This is a genomic window from Sphingobacterium sp. Mn56C, from assembly GCF_049319645.1.
Lineage (GTDB): Bacteria > Bacteroidota > Bacteroidia > Sphingobacteriales > Sphingobacteriaceae > Sphingobacterium.
This window is the reverse complement of sequence record NZ_JBMOUC010000007.1, coordinates 159,521-176,595: the sequence shown is the minus strand read 5'-3', so window position 1 is coordinate 176,595 and position 17,075 is coordinate 159,521. Positions and strand designations below refer to the sequence as shown.

Annotated in this window: 16 protein-coding genes; 4 read left to right on the top strand and 12 right to left on the bottom strand. The window is 40.6% G+C overall.

Annotation, left to right across the window (positions count from 1 at the left end; translation table 11 throughout):
• The first annotated feature begins 123 nt into the window (after positions 1-123).
• From tgt to ACL9RF_RS15705, 3 genes are read left to right on the top strand one after another with little or no spacing between them, the layout of a single operon-like run.
• Positions 124-1,254: a tRNA guanosine(34) transglycosylase Tgt gene (gene tgt, locus ACL9RF_RS15715; protein ID WP_422801589.1), complete on the top strand. Its 1,131-nt coding sequence runs from the start codon at positions 124-126 to the stop codon at positions 1,252-1,254.
• Between the two features lie 41 nt (positions 1,255-1,295).
• Positions 1,296-2,378 carry an LptF/LptG family permease gene (locus tag ACL9RF_RS15710; protein ID WP_422801588.1) on the top strand — a complete coding sequence of 361 codons (1,083 nt, stop codon included), beginning with the start codon at positions 1,296-1,298 and terminating at the stop codon, positions 2,376-2,378.
• Between the two features lie 8 nt (positions 2,379-2,386).
• On the top strand, positions 2,387-3,310 hold the full coding sequence (locus tag ACL9RF_RS15705; protein ID WP_422801587.1) for a DMT family transporter: 924 nt from the start codon (positions 2,387-2,389) through the stop codon (positions 3,308-3,310).
• A 603-nt stretch (positions 3,311-3,913) separates the two neighbouring features.
• Here ACL9RF_RS15705 and mnhG read toward each other — a convergent pair.
• The 8 genes from mnhG to acs form a co-directional block, all read right to left on the bottom strand.
• Positions 3,914-4,342, bottom strand: a complete 429-nt coding sequence (mnhG, locus tag ACL9RF_RS15700) for a monovalent cation/H(+) antiporter subunit G (RefSeq protein ID WP_422801586.1) — start codon at positions 4,340-4,342, stop codon at positions 3,914-3,916.
• Positions 4,335-4,607: a monovalent cation/H+ antiporter complex subunit F gene (locus ACL9RF_RS15695; RefSeq protein WP_422801585.1), complete on the bottom strand. Its 273-nt coding sequence runs from the start codon at positions 4,605-4,607 to the stop codon at positions 4,335-4,337. The genes mnhG and ACL9RF_RS15695 overlap by 8 nt, the downstream gene beginning before the upstream one ends.
• Positions 4,604-5,080 (bottom strand): Na+/H+ antiporter subunit E, encoded by a 477-nt coding sequence (locus ACL9RF_RS15690; RefSeq protein ID WP_422801584.1) that lies wholly within the window; start codon positions 5,078-5,080, stop codon positions 4,604-4,606. The genes ACL9RF_RS15695 and ACL9RF_RS15690 overlap by 4 nt, the downstream gene beginning before the upstream one ends.
• A 4-nt stretch (positions 5,081-5,084) precedes the next feature.
• The gene (locus ACL9RF_RS15685; protein ID WP_422801583.1) at positions 5,085-6,593 is read right to left on the bottom strand and encodes a proton-conducting transporter membrane subunit; all 1,509 of its coding nucleotides are present in this window, start codon (positions 6,591-6,593) and stop codon (positions 5,085-5,087) included.
• Positions 6,590-6,946: a Na+/H+ antiporter subunit C gene (locus tag ACL9RF_RS15680; RefSeq protein ID WP_422801582.1), complete on the bottom strand. Its 357-nt coding sequence runs from the start codon at positions 6,944-6,946 to the stop codon at positions 6,590-6,592. Before ACL9RF_RS15680 ends, ACL9RF_RS15685 begins: the two co-directional genes overlap by 4 nt.
• Positions 6,946-7,371, bottom strand: a complete 426-nt coding sequence (locus ACL9RF_RS15675; protein ID WP_422801581.1) for a Na+/H+ antiporter subunit B — start codon at positions 7,369-7,371, stop codon at positions 6,946-6,948. Before ACL9RF_RS15675 ends, ACL9RF_RS15680 begins: the two co-directional genes overlap by 1 nt.
• Entirely contained in the window at positions 7,372-9,684 is a 2,313-nt protein-coding gene (locus ACL9RF_RS15670; RefSeq protein WP_422801580.1) for a putative monovalent cation/H+ antiporter subunit A, read from the bottom strand.
• Between the two features lie 410 nt (positions 9,685-10,094).
• A complete protein-coding gene (gene acs / locus ACL9RF_RS15665; protein ID WP_422801579.1) occupies positions 10,095-12,014 on the bottom strand; it encodes an acetate--CoA ligase in 1,920 nt (639 codons plus the stop codon).
• Between the two features lie 179 nt (positions 12,015-12,193).
• On the opposite strand from acs, the gene ACL9RF_RS15660 reads away from it, so the two are divergent.
• Entirely contained in the window at positions 12,194-13,060 is an 867-nt protein-coding gene (locus ACL9RF_RS15660) for a hypothetical protein (RefSeq protein WP_422801578.1), read from the top strand.
• 44 nt (positions 13,061-13,104) lie between these two features.
• On the opposite strand, the gene ACL9RF_RS15655 is transcribed toward ACL9RF_RS15660, so the two are convergent.
• The 4 genes from ACL9RF_RS15655 to rsmA form a co-directional block, all read right to left on the bottom strand.
• Positions 13,105-13,620, bottom strand: coding sequence for a hypothetical protein (locus tag ACL9RF_RS15655; protein ID WP_422801577.1), 516 nt, complete (start codon positions 13,618-13,620; stop codon positions 13,105-13,107).
• Positions 13,621-14,097: 477 nt separating this feature from the next.
• Positions 14,098-15,027 (bottom strand): NAD(P)-dependent oxidoreductase, encoded by a 930-nt coding sequence (locus tag ACL9RF_RS15650; RefSeq protein WP_422801576.1) that lies wholly within the window; start codon positions 15,025-15,027, stop codon positions 14,098-14,100.
• Between the two features lie 10 nt (positions 15,028-15,037).
• Complete coding sequence (locus tag ACL9RF_RS15645) at positions 15,038-16,195, bottom strand: FAD-dependent monooxygenase (protein ID WP_422801575.1); 1,158 nt, start codon at positions 16,193-16,195, stop codon at positions 15,038-15,040.
• 3 nt (positions 16,196-16,198) lie between these two features.
• A complete protein-coding gene (gene rsmA / locus ACL9RF_RS15640) occupies positions 16,199-16,975 on the bottom strand; it encodes a 16S rRNA (adenine(1518)-N(6)/adenine(1519)-N(6))-dimethyltransferase RsmA (protein WP_422801574.1) in 777 nt (258 codons plus the stop codon).
• Between the last annotated feature and the right edge of the window lie 100 nt (positions 16,976-17,075).

Here is a 17,075-nt window from a genome sequence, read left to right as displayed (position 1 = left end):
GCCTCAAAGATAAGGTCTTCTTCAGAATATTGTATATATTCTCGTTAAGAATTGCTAATAAATACGTAGTTTCATCGTAGGCTCAGAATTTTATAGTATTTTTGCGCTGGATTTAAGATACGTATGAAATTTACTCTTCAAGCTCAAGATAAACACTCCAAAGCCCGTGCTGGGGTGATGGAGACTGCCCATGGTTTAATAGAAACGCCGATTTTTATGCCCGTAGGCACGGCTGGTACGGTGAAAGCCGTACATCAACATGAATTGGTGCAGGATATTCAAGCACAAATTATATTAGGAAATACCTACCATTTATATTTAAGGCCAGGTCTGGATGTATTGCAGAAAGCGGGGGGTATCCATAAGTTTAACGGTTGGAGTAAACCTATACTTACCGATTCGGGCGGTTACCAGGTATATTCCCTTACCGAGGTTCGTAAGATCCGTGAAGAAGGGGTAACTTTCCGCTCGCATGTCGATGGTTCTAAACATCTGTTTACGCCTGAAAATGTAATGGACACACAGCGTATTATCGGAGCGGATATTATTATGGCTTTCGACGAGTGTACGCCATACCCTTGCGACTATAATTATGCACGCCGCTCTATGGACATGACCCATAGGTGGTTGAAGAGATGTTGTAATCGCTTTGATACAACAACGCCTTTATATGGTTATGACCAAACCTTATTTCCCATTGTTCAAGGTTCTGTATACAAGGATTTAAGGGCCAAATCGGCTGAGGTGATTGCGTCTTTCGAACGTGAAGGAAATGCTATCGGTGGTCTTTCTGTTGGTGAGCCTGCCGAAGAGATGTACGCCATGACGGAAGTCGTAACCAATATTTTGCCTTGGGAGAAACCGCGTTATTTAATGGGCGTTGGTACGCCGATTAATATTTTGGAAAACATCGCCTTGGGTATTGATATGTTCGACTGTGTAATGCCGACGCGTAATGCCAGAAATGGGATGTTATTTACGCGAAATGGTATTATCAATATAAAAAATGAAAAATGGAAGGATGATTTCTCACCGATAGAGGCGGAGAGCGACTTGATGATGGATCAGGTATATTCCAAAGCTTATTTAAGACACTTAATCCGTTCACAGGAGATTTTAGGTGCGCAAATTGCATCGTTACATAACTTACATTTCTACCTGTGGTTGGTGAAACAGGCTCGAGAAAAGATTATCGAGGGTACTTTTTACGAATGGAAAGAGAAAATGGTGAAAGTTTTAGGGCAACGTTTGTAATTATTTTGGGTGATATCCATAAAACGTATTAATTTGCAGTAATGAACCTGATCGATCGTTATATTTTACGGAAGTACCTGACTACGTTTTTCTTTACCGTAGGCATATTTATCATTATCATTGTGGTATTTGATGTCTCGGAAAAGTTAGACGACTTCCTGAAGTATAAAGCGACCTTTACGCAGGTTTTATTCCGTTATTATGCTTTAGGTAGCGTGCCTTTCTTTTTGAATATGTTAACACCGCTAATGAATTTTATTGCGGTGATATTCTTTACCTCTAAAATGGCCGATCAAACCGAGATCGTTCCGATTTTAAATGGGGGGATGAGCTTTAACCGGATGTTAAGACCCTATCTGGTAGGCTCGGGTATGATATGTGCTTTATCCTTGGTGTCAAACTTATATATACTGCCGGAAACTAACCGTATCAAAGTGCAGTTTGAAAATGTCTATGTAAAGCCCAACAGGATGAGCGCATCCACCTCCGCGACGCATATGCAAATAGACTCCAATACCTATGTCTATATCAATAGTTTTGATACCAAGCAATCGGTAGGTTATAATTTTGTACTCGAGAAGTTTGATGGTGAAAACATGATTGAAAAGCTTATGGCTGAGCGCGTAAGCTGGGATTCTACGGCCAGTAAATGGCGTATGGAAAACTATACCAACAGGATTATTAATGGTCTTCATGAAGAAATGTTGAAGGGCGATTCGCGCGATACAACATTGGATATGAAACCTCAGGATTTTGAAGTCTATGAGAATATATTTACCGAGATGACCACGAAAGCACTTAATGAGCGGATTGTAAAGGAGGAAATACGTGGAACGGGTATGATGAGCGATTTGCTGATGGAAAAATATAAGCGTTGGGTACATCCATTCTCGATTATAATCTTGACTTTAATGGGGGTGGCACTATCCTCAAAAAAAGTTCGTGGCGGTATTGGCTTAAGCCTTGGTATCGGTATCGGCTTAAGTTTTACTTTTTTAGTTTTTAACCAATTTTCCACTATGTTTGCTTTGAAAGGAGGCCTTTCTCCTTTAATTGCGACACTAGTGCCTAGCGTTACCTTCTTAATATTGTCCTTAATATTGTTGCGCAAAGCACCTAAATAACCTTTGTTATGGATTTTTTCTTTCGCAACCGTAATCTGTTTATTCTGCATTTTACGGTATTAATTTGGGGGTTTACCGGGGTCCTTGGGGGTCTGATATCTATTGCAGCACTGCCATTGGTTTGGTATAGGGTGTTTATTGCGGCCATAAGTCTTTTTATTTACATAAAGATTACCAGAAAAAATATGCAGGTTCCGCTTGGGCGCATGTTACAATTTATTGGGGTAGGGCTTTTGGTAGGCATGCACTGGGTTTTATTTTTCCATGCCATCAAGGTTTCTACGGTGTCGGTTACTTTGGTATCTTTATCGTCTCTTACACTTTTTACAGCCATTCTAGAGCCTCTATTTTCTCATAAGAAGCTGGCTATAGACGATATCATTGTAGGCTTATGTATTATTTTGGGTATCTATTTAATTTTCACTTTTGAGTTTCAATATTGGCAGGGTATCGTATTTGGTTTATTGGCAGCACTTTGTGCCAGTATTTTTTCGATATGCAATAGTAAACTGGTAAAGAAAGACAACCCGGTTATAATAACTTTTTATGAAATGGTTGGAGCCTTCTTAGGGCTATCACTAATTTTACTGTGTACGCAGGGTTTTAATGCCGCTATGGATCTGTCTTTAGCAGACTTGTTTTATTTGTTACTGCTAGGGAGTGTGTGTACCGCATTTGCCTATGCTTTGGGCGTAGCGGTTATGAAGGAGTTAAGTGCCTTTACCGTGGCATTAATAACAAATCTAGAACCCGTATATGGTATCATGCTAGCGATGTTGATTTTAAAGCAGAATGAAGTGATGAGTACAGGTTTTTATCTGGGTGCAATTATTATATTGGCAGCGGTGTTTTTATATCCTTTGGTTAAAACGCGGTTAGCGACACAACATAAAAAGAATAAGACAATGCCTGTTGAGCAGCACCTGAAATAAAAGTCTGAGCATCGTAATTGCAGGGTATCTGGTTAAAATAGGCGGAGTTTTAAGCTTACTCCAAGTGATCTTTATCGGCGACACCTTGTTCTTAATAACTTTTTCTGTCTATAAAGTTTGAATAATACGCAAGATACTTGCTGCGCTATTCCTCAAAATTTAAGTTACGATTTACCTAATACGGTTTATGTGTATTGGCCTTAGGTACCTAATTACCTTAGCTTAAGGTATATTGATTTCAAAAGTTAAAACTGCATTAAAAACAGGTATACCATTTATAGGGTAGGTACTTGCGTGGAGCGCATTAATATTAGGTTTGGCACAGCAGCTGTCTGGTCTCCTCGCTACACCTATAGATATGAAATATAGGTAAGCGACTATTAGCTCGTAGAAAAATATCCCCTGTACACACCGCTTAGCAAGAATATTTAGTTGGGAGGTTAGCCGCCTAAATTAAGCTAGGATGTTTTAAGTTATCCACATTATGTGGATAAGCCTGTGGACAACTTAAACTGCTGCAGCCTGCAAACTGCTCCTTTAGCCATAAGTTGTATACACAGTTATTAACAAAATGTGGATAACCCATGTGTAAAACTCCCCATTTTACTGGGTTTCTTCCTCTGTATCCGCTATCTGTCCGGTTTTTTCTACAGCATCTCCTTCCGATTCTTTTTCCGGCAGGCCAGATTCCGATTGGGCAAGATACTCTGCTTTTTTGTCGGCAAACTCATCGATAAGGGTATGTTTCCATAAAGGCGTACCCGAGAAGTATGCTGCACGACCAATCATATGTGCGGCAATAGGCGACGTTATGAGCAGGAAAAAAATAATGGCGAAAGCCTTTGTACTAACCGATATATCCGGAAAGATAATGGAAGCGCATAACAACAAAAGACCAACCCCCAAAGTTGCCGCTTTAACCGTAACCGATAGGCGTAGGTAAAAATCGGGCATGCGCAGAATCCCTAAAGAGGCAAAAAATATCGCTAGCGCACCAATGGTGCTAATTACTCCTATAATTATATCAGTCATCTTCTTGTTTTTCAATGTAAAATGAAAAGGCTACCGTTCCTAAAAATGCAATAAGCGCCAAGATAATGGCGACATCGAGCAAAACTTTTTGATTGGAACGAATGGTAAAAATTGTAATAATACCAATGCCTATAGTAATAATAAGGTCCAGCGCAATAACCCTGTCGACAACCTTTGGGCCTTTTATTAAACGAATAAAGGTTAAGATCACCGATATGGTTAAGACGGGTAAAATAAAATAATCAAAGTAAGTTGCTAATGTCATCTTAGTGCTTCTAAAAGTCTACGTTCTAATCCTTTTTTGGTGTCTCTAACAAACTTCTCCGGGTCGTTTAAATACATTACATGGATATACATGGTTTTTCTATCTTCAGAGATATCCAATATCAATGTACCCGGTGTTAATGAAATCATCGTGGACAACAGGTTTATTTCCATTTCCGTTTTCGCATTCATTGGATATTTTACTATTCCCGGGCGCATAAAATACTTAGGTGTCATTACATCATAAGCGACCTGAATATTTGCGCGCAACATTTCGTACACAAAATAGAAGACCAAACTGATAATCTGTGGAACCTTATAGAAATACCTTCTATCTTCGTCGGTTCGGTTCATGATCCAAAGAATGGCAAATCCGAGCATAAACCCGAATAAGAAATTCGTATAGTACATGGATCCTGTTAGTGCTACCCAAATAAATGATAGCAATAAGTTCATTAAAAATGTTTTTATCATATTGCTAATTATTTTTTCCCAATACCGCCTCTACGTAAGGGGCAGTATCCATCAACTGATCAGATATTTTATCTACTAATTTTACGATTGCTTCGGCATTTAAACCCACATACAAGGTAGCTAAGCCTAATAAACCTATGGGTAAAACCAACAGAATCTTACGGATTAAGGGCAGTGGCTCAAACTTATTTTCTACGATTTCACCGGGGGGAACATCCTTCCAAAATACCTCGGACCACATTTTTGCGATAACAATAAGGGTAATAAAACTGCCGAAAATTAAGGCAGCGACAAAGAAATACTGCTGATGGCTAAATGCTTCCTGGAAAAGGTATATCTTAGGCCAAAAACCTGATAATGGCGGAATACCTACCAACGAAAATAAAATTAGGGCTATTAAAAGTGATATTTTTGGATATTCGGCATACAAACCGCCTAGTTTTTTCATATCCATCGTACCGCGTAATTGCCGGATTAATCCGGCAATTAGAAACATATTTGTTTTAACCAGAATATCGTGGAAAAGGTAGAAAACGGTGCCCATTAAAGCCAGTTTAGTAAACATACCAATGCCGCCAACCATAAAACCGATATGGCATACAATAAGGTATGAAAATAGCCTACGGATATTTGTTTTCATTAATGCGCCCAAAGCACCCGTAACAATAGTCAGTACGGCAAGTGCCATTAATAGATTTCGCGTAAACTCGTCGGGCACAAAGATTAAACTAAAGGTTCTGATAATGGCGTAAATACCCACCTTCGTTAATAAACCACCGAACGTTGCCGCAACCGCCGATGGAGGGGTGTGGTACGAGGAGGGTAGCCAAAAGTATAGTGGAAATATTGCCGATTTAATACCAAACCCTATCAGAAAGAAGCAGGCCGTAATTCCCACTAAAGATTGGTTTTGTACCTGTTGTATTTTTACCGATAAATCGGCCATATTCAATGAACCCGTTATGCCATACAGAATACCGATACCTGTTAAGAAAAAAGTCGATGCCAGAATATTCATGGCCATATATTTTACGGCACCTTCGAGCTGTGTTTTGCGCCCGCCTAGGGTCATTAGCACAAAAGAGGAGATTATAATTACCTCAAACCATACATATAAGTTGAAAATATCCCCCGTTAAAAAAGCACCGTTTAGGCCCATGACCAAAAAGTGAAAAATCGGAAAATACCCGTACAACATACGCTGTCGATTAAGGCCTGTAGACGAGAATATCGATACAGCTAGTCCTGCGAAGGAGGTGATAAGCACTAAGGTAGCACTCAATAAATCGGCTACAAAAACAATTCCAAATGGAGCCTCCCAATTGGCAGCATTCAAGGTTAGTATACCATTGTCGCTAACTTTGCTCAGTAGTCTTATGGCTAAAAGCACCCCCAAGCTCGATCCAATAACCGAAATAAAACGTTGGGTTACCGTTTTGCGCCAAGCAATAAGTTGTATTATGGCGGTAAAAAGCTGTATAAAGACAGGTGCTAAAATGTGGTTGTCAATCATATATCTTCTTCCTCCGGGGTGTTTAAATCATCTAAATCGTCTGAGTTTACTAAAGCGTAAACTCTTTTTAATAAAACTATGGCAAATGCCGTTAAGGCAAAGCTGATTACAATAGCCGTTAATATCAAGGCTTGTGGAATTGGATCGGCAAAAACATCCTGAAATAATTTAGCATTTTCATCGATTACTGGAGGTTTACCTTTGGTAATTCCACCCAGTAAAAAAATAAGAATGTTGGCTCCACTTCCCAAGCACATTATACCCAGAAGTAGCTTGACCATACTCCGGCGAAGGATAAGGTATACCCCGGCGGCGTAAAGTAAGCCTATTAATATTATAAGTAACAGTTCCATTAATTTTTTTCCTCCAAATTATTTAGTGAAATCGTAAATAAGATGGTCAGCACGACACCGATCACCACTAAGTAAACCCCAAGGTCAAAGAATAACGCCGAGCCTATCATACCGATTACAGGTATAGGTTCTTCAAACCATAATCCTGTCATGGGCGGCATACCAAATAATAAGGGGAAAGTCACGCTAATTGTTGAAAGTGCTAATCCAATAGGAATTAACGATAAGGGTTTCCGTTTTAGCAGCTTCATCGTCGCTTCGGTACCATTAGCGAAGCTATGTAATACAAAAGCAATAGCAGCAATTAAACCGCCAACAAAACCACCTCCAGGGTAATAGTGCCCCCGAAGCAGTAGAAAAAACGAAAACAACAATAATATCGGAAGCATATATTTTGTTGCAGACTGTAATATTGGACTTCTCATCTATTCTCTTTCTGAAGATTTTAAACGTAAACGAATTAAACTGTATACCCCTAGCGCAGCAATACTCAATACTACGGTTTCAAAGATGGTATCTATCCCCCTAAAGTCGACCAATAGAATATTAACCACATTCTTACCTTTCGCCAATAGGTATGCATTCTCGCCATAATAATCGGAAATCTCTCTATCGATAGGCTCACTCCACACCTTTAAGGCGATAAGAGATAAAATAATACCGAAGCCTAGGGATATTATGGCGTCTCGGATAATGACAACCTTACCGGTAAGATTCATGAACGGGGGTAGCTTGTAGAGTACCAGCACAAATAATACGGTTGTCAGGGTGTCGATGGTAAACTGTGTCATCGCCAAATCGGGAGCACTGTAGATCACAAAAATCAAACATATGGCATACCCGATAACACTCATGCCCACCACGGCGGTTAAGCGTGATGCGGTCGTTACAACCAATACCAATGCGCCAATTAAAATTAATACAATAGCCACCTCATAGATCTCCGGATAGTTCATATTCCAGATATCAATGTTGATGGGCCCACTCATCCATAATTTATAACCTAATACCAACTCGGCAAAAATTATAATCTTTAAATGGTAGGAACGCAAGTAACCATTGTGAAACAGGTTAGTAAACCAATCGGCAAAGCGTACAATATCATTGGCGTAGCCCATAATAATACGTTGGGGTGATATCCTATTTAATTTTTCTACAGCCGCAAGTTTCCTGGCACTAGGCTTATTTATTACATACAACAATGTACCCATTGCTAAGGTTACCAAGCTTAGTATTAATACCATATTAAAGCCGTGGTAGATAGCTAAATGGTTATCTATTTTGGCACCAAAAATACTGTTAGCCGTCTGGCTGGTCAGGAAATCACCAATAAAGCCCGGTACCATACCCAATGCAAGACCTAAAATGGCTAAAACCAAAGGCGGCAGCCATAAGGCAGGATAAGGCATATGCAGCTTTTCAAATTGTGAAGGTAATTTTCCGAAGAATGGTTTTATACCCGCCATAAACCCTGCCGCAACAAGACCTATGTTTGTAACCACTGCCAAGCCCGTTAATAGCCAGGCAAATTGGGTAAGAGGGCTATGTAAAGTAGCCTCATAAATAAGATCTTTACCTATAAAACCAAAGGTTAATGGTACCCCGGCACTCGAAATTGCCGCCAGAAAGCCTGCCAATGCAACGGCCGGCATCACACTTCGTAGCCCTGCCAATACAGTGATATCACGGGTATGGGTTTCATGGTCAATAATACCCGTTACCATAAATAATGTCGCTTTATACAAGGCATGAGCCAGGATAAAGACCGATACGGCAACCATGGCCTGTTCTGTACCCAGCCCGAGTAAAAAAGTAAGTACCCCCAATGCCGAAATGGTGGAGTAGGCTAATATTCCTTTCAGGTCAATTCGGAATAAAGCGTGTATTGCGGCATACAACATGGTTATACCGCCAACAAGCATTAAGGTTGTATTCCATAATTCCGTCTGGCCTAAAATAGGCGTAAAACGTGCGAGTAAGTAAATTCCCGCCTTCACCATTGTCGCCGAATGTAAATACGCCGATACTGGAGTTGGCGCTTTCATCGCTCCAGGCAACCAAAAGTGGAATGGAAATTGCGCCGACTTTGTAAAAGCACCCATACATAACAAGCCCACAACCAACGGGTACAAAGGGTCTGCAAGAATCACATCCCTAGAGTTTACTAAATCCGAGATGCTATACGTGCCAGCTATATTGCCCAGTAAAATAAGCCCTGCTAAAAGAAAGAACCCACCAAAACCAGTAATGCCGAGGGCTGTAAGGGCGCTTTTTCGGGAGTCGGCATTATCGTTGTTAAAACCAATCAGAAAAAATGAACTGATACTTGTTAACTCCCAGAATATAAACAATAGCAGGATGTTGTTCGACAATACAACCCCAAGCATGGCCGACATAAATAAAAAGAGATAACCAAAGAAACGATCGTAATAGGCATAGCCAATTAAATATTTACGGGCATAAATAAAGATCGCCGTACCAATTCCTGTGATAAGTAAACTAAATAATAAAGAGAGCCCATCGAGTCTGAAATCAAAGTTTATACCCAGTGTAGGAACCCAACTTATATGTTGGAGTTGCTGGTTGCCCGATGAGATAAAGGGGATGTGTATTACAAATACCAGAAATAATATTGCCGGCAATAGAGGAAGCAAAAGGCTCCACCTACTGTTTAAAAATTTGCCGAATATTACAAGTGAACATGATATTAATAATCCTGATAATACAGTTAATAGCATCTATTCTTTTATATATGGATTTATGGAAAGTCATAAAAATAACAAAAAAACCTTGTTTTTCCAGTATTTTTTCCATTTTGAAGCTATAATTCTACTACTTTAAATTGGATTTTGCCTAGGGTTTTATACGTTATTTTAGTACAAAACAAGAAGTTTAGCATTTTAGTTTTGCTGATGGTAACAAATATGTTGTAAAATTTGCGGTCTCCATAGCGGCCTGCTTTTAAGGCTTGAAAAGCTGCTGCCCAGCGTCGGGCAAAGCCTACTATTTTTCGACATAGGCGCAAGACTACATTTGCGGCAGCAGGCCTATACTGCTGGTAAGCAAAGAAATGACTAAAGAAAAACATAGGCTTTCTCAAGGGGAAAGCCTATGTTTTTCTTTAGTCATAGAGATTTTAAATCAAGGATTACGCCTGGCGTATCTTTTCTGCACCTTGAATTATAGCATCCACAACGGAAGGATCCTGCAAGGTCGACGTATCGCCTAAGCTGCTGAGGTCATCTTCTGCTACCTTACGTAAAATGCGGCGCATAATTTTTCCAGAGCGTGTTTTAGGAAGCTCATCTACAAACTGAATAATATCCGGTTTGGCGATAGCACCAATAATACGAGTTACCGTTTGTAGAATATCCTGCCGCGTTTTCTCGGCATCGATATGATGGTGAGCAATTACATAGGCATAAATACCCTGTCCTTTTACGGCATGCGGATAGCCAACAATGGCCGATTCTACAACATCGGAGTGCATATTAATAGCATTTTCAACTTCGGCAGTACCGATGCGGTGGCCCGAGACATTTAAAACATCGTCTACCCGTCCTGTAATGCGGTAGTAACCTTCAGGGCTTCGGTAACAGCCATCCCCCGTGAAATATTTATCTGCATAGGTCGAGAAGTAAGTCTGTTTACAGCGCTCATGGTCGCCCCAGGTGGTGCGCAACATGCCTGGCCAAGGGAATTTTATACATAAATTTCCAGATACATCATTTCCCTCTATTTCATTTCCATTCTCATCCATTAAACAAGGCTGCACACCCGGCAGGGGTAATAGTGCATATCCCGGCAGCTGTGGCGTAACGCCCGCAATAGAGGTAATCAAATGGCCACCGTTTTCTGTTTGCCACCAGGTATCTACAATAGGGCATTTTCCCTTTCCGATCTTTTCGTTGTACCAGTTCCAAGCTTCCTCATTAATAGGCTCCCCTACGGAACCTAAGACGCGTAGAGAAGAAAGGTCTTTTCCTTCGACAAAGGAATCTCCAAAGGCCATTAACGAGCGTATTGCTGTTGGCGCCGTGTATAAAATATTGACTTTATATTTTTCTACAATATCCCAGAAACGACCCGCATCCGGAAAGGTAGGTACGCCCTCAAACATCAAGGATGTTGCGCCCTGAGAAAGTGGACCATAGACAATGTAGCTATGTCCTGTAATCCAGCCGATATCAGCCGTACAGAAGTACACGTCGCCAGGTGCATATTGAAAGGTGTTGGCAAAGGTGTAACCTGTGTACACCATATAACCACCCGTTGTATGCACCACGCCCTTAGGTTTGCCCGTTGACCCTGAGGTATATAAAATAAACAAAGTGTCCTCGGCATCCATTTCTTCGGCAGGGCAAGGAGGGTTACCCTGCGTTTCTACCTTATTTATTTCATCTTCCCACCAAACATCACGACCTTTTAGCATCGCTATTGGCGTTCTGGAACGCGTTAGAACAATAACTTTTTCCACCGATTGGCATTGCATTAAAGCATCATCTACAATCGACTTCAGTTCCAATACCTTGGTTCCGCGGAACCCCCCATCGGCAGTGATTACTAATTTACATGTCGCATCGTTTATTCTATCGGCAATAGATTGTGCGGAAAAACCGCCAAATACTACCGAATGTATGGCGCCAATACGGGCGCAGGCGAGTACAGCAATAACCAGTTCGGGCACCATGGGTAGGTAAATACACACCCGGTCACCCTTACGTATATTGTTGTTTTTTAATACCGTAGAAAACTGTTCAACCTTATTTAAAAGTTGTTTATACGATAATATCCGGTGTGCTTCAGTTGGGTCATTGGGTTCCCAAATAATCGCCGGTTTGTCGCCGTACTGGTAAATATGGCGATCCAGGCAATTTTCCGTAATATTAACCTTCCCTCCCTCAAACCATTTTATATCAGGCTCTTTAAAGTTCCAGCTAAGCACATTAGTCCATTTTCTTTTCCAGAAGAAATTGTCGGCAATTTCTCCCCAAAACTGCTCAGGATCCTTCACACTTCTTTGGTAAGCATCTTGATACTCTTCAAAAGTTTTAATTTGAAAACTCATTATGACTGCATATAATTTAGAGGTTTATTATTTATGTTTATATTATCCAAAAAAGTCAACTATTTATTTATAGTCGCTAAATTGCATATCGTAATGCCTAATATAATTTTTTTTGAAATCAATTGCTAATTTTAACCCTTTATTCGTAGGGTCGTTTATACCTAATCCTATTCAGCACAGTGATACTGATCAAACAACTGTACCGATTTTTAGTTTTCAGCAATCTATTGATTGCCATGGCAGCTATGGCCCAATGTTTATTAACCTATGTAATTTTAGGGATGCCGATAAATTTCAATATCGTTAGTATAGAAGGTGCGGCAACGCTATTATTATATAACGTAAGTTTACGATTGTCGAAGCCTCAAAATCCACAGCAATCGCCGTATCTGCGTACCCGTTGGGTATTTAAGCATGAGAAACTTCTCTGGTTTAATAGTACTTTGGCCCTTATATTATTGAGCTATGCCTTGCTGGATGTCGACCCGTATACCTGGTTATTTTTGGGTTTTGTCGGCATGATAAGTATGGCGTATAGCGTTCCTATTTTTCGCATCAACGGAAAAAGGGGAGGGATGCGACAAATTCCCGGTCTGAAGGTGTTTCATATAGCATTGGTATGGTCTTTAAGTGGCGTAGGTTTACCTGTAGTAGAGCTATGGGCAAGTGGTTATGCTATAGATTGGTATGTGGCCAACTACCTCGGCATTGTAAAAATCCTTTTTTTAGTGATCTGTACCTTACCATTCGATATTCGTGATATGGCACAAGATTCCTATTATCACCTTAAAACTATACCCACCCTTCTGGGCGAAACAAAAGCAAAAAGACTATGTTATCTATTGCTGTTGTTGCAAAGTCTTTTCGTTATTGTTGCGCCCTATGCGGTGGTTATAAAGGTGGGCTTGTTGGGCTGTAATAGTATAGTTTTCTTTTTACTGCGCTTGGTGTTAAATAACGCCAAGCATTATCATTATGCCTACTTGCTGGATGTAAGTTTAATTCTTCAATTTCTTACGGTATATGTAATGTATTTAGTGGCTTAAATTTTCGTGTTTAATCTACGCTTATACCAGGGCGCTGTATTTCACTAATGAAAATCATTATCCAAATCGCATAACCGGCTGAAGTATATGCGGTCATTTTCGCCATGCAGGCCCGCAGCAACAGTTTTTTCATTGCCCATAAGTGTAATAGAAAGTTTAGAATCTCCAAATTCTAGTATAGCTGTACTCTTATCGAAACTTAAGGTATAGTGGTATATTCTGTTCGTTGGTTTGCCCTGCAGTGGATGTAGCCACAATTCTAAATAATCTTCACGTATAATAAGACCTGCAAAACTACTGCCCATATGCCCTTGGTAAATAGCCGGTAGATTTTTGCGTATGGCATTTTTTTGGGTTTCGCTGTAGTAAAAATTTCCCTTTTTTTGCGAAGTAATAGCAGTTTTTACAGGTGCTGGGCCGGTATAGACTTTTCTATTAGCCGCTTCGATGCTGTTTATGTAGGGGCTGAGGCTAGGGCTGGCGCTCACGCTGCCCGAGCAATAGAATGTCGATAATATACCTAGAACAGCGGCAATAGCACTAAAGTTGTTTGTTTTCATCTTATATTGTTTTTAGTTTACAATCCTTCATGGCGAAGCACTTATTATGTGTTGTGTTTAAAAAGATGGCATCCATCTTTTTAAGAATTTATACTTGGTATGGTAATCATACCTCTTTGATTAATAAGTTTAAATCTATAAAATGGTTGATAAAACAGCTAAATGTATCGTTGTTATTTTAAGACTTTTAATCCGCCGAGGAAAGATAAAATCGTAAGCTTTATCGATTTTAATATATGCGGAGACACAACAAAAAGTAAACTGCTGGTTTTATAACTGTGCCTAAAAATGTTTTTTGTAACAAAAATTAGGAAATGCAGAACTGTAAATACGCTACAGGCAAAAACAGGGAAATTAAAACGAAAGCCTGCACATCGGAGCTATAATCTCGGTTAAAGACCAATGGCATTGAATATCCTTATCCAGGAATTAAGCGGGATAAGGATATTCAAGGTAAAATAGGGTATGACAAGAAGGCTATTTACTTTTCAGTAGGTCAATAATTTTATCAGCCAGTATCTCAGATAGCTTTATATAACTCTCAAAGGTCCAGCCAGCAATATGCGGGCTTAATAGTACGTTATCGCGCTGTATTAAATCCTGATACCAGTTTTGCTCGCCCAATGCCGGAAACTTTTCTATGGGTAACACATCAAAGGCGGCACCTCGTATTTTTCCCTGGTCCATATATTTTAAAACCGATGGTACATCCACAATGGCGCCTCTGGCTCCCATTAAGAAGAAAATAGGTTTACGGAAATGGAATAAGTACTCCTCGTTTACCAAGCCTTTGGTTTCACGCGTTAGCGGGATATGAAAACTTACAATATCAGCCTGTTTTACCACCTCCTCCATAGACACTTCCGTAGCGTAGGCATCCGAGAATCCTGTTTTATACTTATCGTAAGCAATAACCTTAACGCCAAATCCCGATAATTTTTTGGCCATTGCCTGGCCATTGTTACCATAACCAATAAGCGCTACGGTTCTACCCATAAGCTCATACCCCCGGTTCTCCTCCCTGCGCCACTGGCCATGGCGTATCTCTTTGTCCCCCCGGTTTAAATTATTCATTAAACTCAAGAGCATACCAATCATATGTTCCCCTACGGCATCGCGGTTACCCTCATTCGCTGGCAGCAGTATAATACCTTTGGAGCGTGCATAATCCTCATCGATATTGTCCATGCCTGCTCCCGAGCGCCCGATAAGCTTTAACTGTGGTGCAAGGTCGATAAATTCCCGATCAACCTGGAATTTCGAGCGTATGATAAGGCCCTCAAAATCGGGAATAAGCAAGGCCGCCTCAGCGCGGGATAAGTCAGGTTGGTAAGAATAAGGTATACCCTCGTTATCAAACTTTTCAAGTAAGATGGGATGAATGTCATCGACAATTAAGAAGTTCATTATTTCAAGTTTAAAGTTGCATAAAATCTACCGAAAGGAGCTTGTTCAAATTTCTTTGTGCCAGCTGTGCCGGCAATTTCTTCATTATACTGTTGCGCAGGAAAATACCAATTGGATTTTCCCATTGGGCAACCTCTCCAATAAGCTTGGAAGTCTCTGTAATGTATTTTGTACGCTGCAGCCTTTGTTTTTCGAAGGCTATAAATGCGGTCTCTACTGTGCTGTGTTGGCTTAACACCTTTTTCAATACGGCAACATCCTCTAAAGCTTGGCAGGCACCTTGTCCCATATTTGGGGTTGTGGCATGAGCTGCGTCACCAATTAAAAGTATCGCATCGTATGCGAAATGTTTTAGCGGTTTTATATCGATAATATCATTCCATAACAGATCCTTATCTTGGGTTTGCCGTAGTATTTCAGGAATAGGATGGTGATAATCGGCAAAGTGCGTTGCTAAATCAGCAACCGAATACTGGCGGTATTTCGAATTATTAGCGGTTGAATTAATACAAGCATACCAATAAATTCGGTTTCTAACCAAAGGCGTCATGCCAAAACGTCCCTGCTTACCCCAAGTTTCACTGCCTGTTTTTAGCGAAATATTGCTGTTGTCGATGGTAGCACGCCAGCAAGTATAACCCGAATATCGTGGCACAGCAGCAGGCAGCAGCTGCTGCCGTAATGGCGATTTTACGCCATCAGCGATGATCAGATAGCGTGTCTTATGCTGGCTGCCATCTTCAAAGAATAAGGTTATGCCATCGTTATTTTTTTCAAAACGTACAGCCTTTTTGTTCAGCTGTAAATGGTCAGCCTGAATCTTGTCAAGCAGATACAGGTGTAAGTCGGCACGGTGTATGGCAAAATTTTGTTGGTTGTATTTTTTGCTAAGCGCCTTCGTATCCGGAGCAACCAGAATACGGCCTTTTTGATCCAAGATATTATAATGCTGAAGATGCTGGCCTATAAGCTCGACCTCTTTGCGGAGGCCCAATATCTCTAAAGCCTGCATCGCATTGGCTGCAAGGCCGAAGCCCGCGCCAATTCCAGTAAGGACCTTGCTTTGTTCAAACAGCAAGTAATTACGGCCCAGTTGTTGTAAAGCAATAGCGGTGGTTAAACCCGCTACTCCCGCACCAATTATCGTAAACTCGCTTTGAACCTGCATAAGTTAAATATGGCTAATCTCGTTGGTAAGGGTCACAAAATCAGCAACGGTTAAGCGCTCGGCGCGCAATTCATACAGCGGATTGTCGGTCATTTTATCCTTAGGAAGAACGGCAGAAAGTGCGTTGCGCAAGGTTTTGCGGCGCTGGTTAAAACCCGCTTTTACGACCTTCCAGAATAACTTCTCGTCGCAATCCAATTCTTTGACCGTATTTCGTGTCATGCGCATAACGCCGGATAATACCTTTGGTGGTGGGTTAAAGGCTCCTGCTTTTACTGTAAATAGATACTCTACATGATAATAAGCCTGTAGAAAAACACTTAATATCCCATATTCCTTAGCGCCTGGTTTGGCGACACAGCGCTCAGCTACCTCCTTCTGAAACATCCCCGTCATTTGTACTACACGATCTCTTTCGTCTAATATTTTAAACAAGATCTGCGACGATATATTATACGGGAAGTTACCGATTACCGCCATTTTATCGCTAAAATATTTCGAGAAATCCAAAGCCAGAAAATCGCCATGAATAAGTCGGTCTCCGAGTTGTGGATACTTATCGGCTAAAAATTCAATCGATTCATCATCCACATCGATGAGGTAAGTTTCATATTCTGTTTTTTGTAGTAAAAAATCCGACAAGACCCCCATGCCCGGACCTACCTCTAGAACCTGCTGAAAACCTAATGAAGTATCCAAGGCATCAACGATACGTTGTGCTGCATTCTTGTCGTTCAGAAAGTGTTGTCCCAGGTGTTTTTTCGCGCGTACTGTACTCATATATATAGAAATTCATCAAAATTAAAAATTTATAAGCAATTCCGGCGCATTCATCCGTATTAGAATAAACATAAGCTAGCATTGTTCATAGATCTGCCGT

Bases quoted from the DNA above. Each gene is read 5' to 3' on its own strand.
- tgt (WP_422801589.1), top strand. From the start codon at position 124: ATGAAATTTACTCTTCAAGCTCAAGATAAACACTCCAAAGCCCGTGCT.
- ACL9RF_RS15710 (WP_422801588.1), top strand. From the start codon at position 1,296: ATGAACCTGATCGATCGTTATATTTTACGGAAGTACCTGACTACGTTT.
- ACL9RF_RS15705 (WP_422801587.1), top strand. From the start codon at position 2,387: ATGGATTTTTTCTTTCGCAACCGTAATCTGTTTATTCTGCATTTTACG.
- mnhG (WP_422801586.1), bottom strand. From the start codon at position 4,342: ATGACTGATATAATTATAGGAGTAATTAGCACCATTGGTGCGCTAGCG.
- ACL9RF_RS15695 (WP_422801585.1), bottom strand. From the start codon at position 4,607: ATGACATTAGCAACTTACTTTGATTATTTTATTTTACCCGTCTTAACC.
- ACL9RF_RS15690 (WP_422801584.1), bottom strand. From the start codon at position 5,080: ATGATAAAAACATTTTTAATGAACTTATTGCTATCATTTATTTGGGTA.
- ACL9RF_RS15685 (WP_422801583.1), bottom strand. From the start codon at position 6,593: ATGATTGACAACCACATTTTAGCACCTGTCTTTATACAGCTTTTTACC.
- ACL9RF_RS15680 (WP_422801582.1), bottom strand. From the start codon at position 6,946: ATGGAACTGTTACTTATAATATTAATAGGCTTACTTTACGCCGCCGGG.
- ACL9RF_RS15675 (WP_422801581.1), bottom strand. From the start codon at position 7,371: ATGAGAAGTCCAATATTACAGTCTGCAACAAAATATATGCTTCCGATA.
- ACL9RF_RS15670 (WP_422801580.1), bottom strand. From the start codon at position 9,684: ATGCTATTAACTGTATTATCAGGATTATTAATATCATGTTCACTTGTA.
- acs (WP_422801579.1), bottom strand. From the start codon at position 12,014: ATGAGTTTTCAAATTAAAACTTTTGAAGAGTATCAAGATGCTTACCAA.
- ACL9RF_RS15655 (WP_422801577.1), bottom strand. From the start codon at position 13,620: ATGAAAACAAACAACTTTAGTGCTATTGCCGCTGTTCTAGGTATATTA.
- ACL9RF_RS15650 (WP_422801576.1), bottom strand. From the start codon at position 15,027: ATGAACTTCTTAATTGTCGATGACATTCATCCCATCTTACTTGAAAAG.
- ACL9RF_RS15645 (WP_422801575.1), bottom strand. From the start codon at position 16,195: ATGCAGGTTCAAAGCGAGTTTACGATAATTGGTGCGGGAGTAGCGGGT.
- rsmA (WP_422801574.1), bottom strand. From the start codon at position 16,975: ATGAGTACAGTACGCGCGAAAAAACACCTGGGACAACACTTTCTGAAC.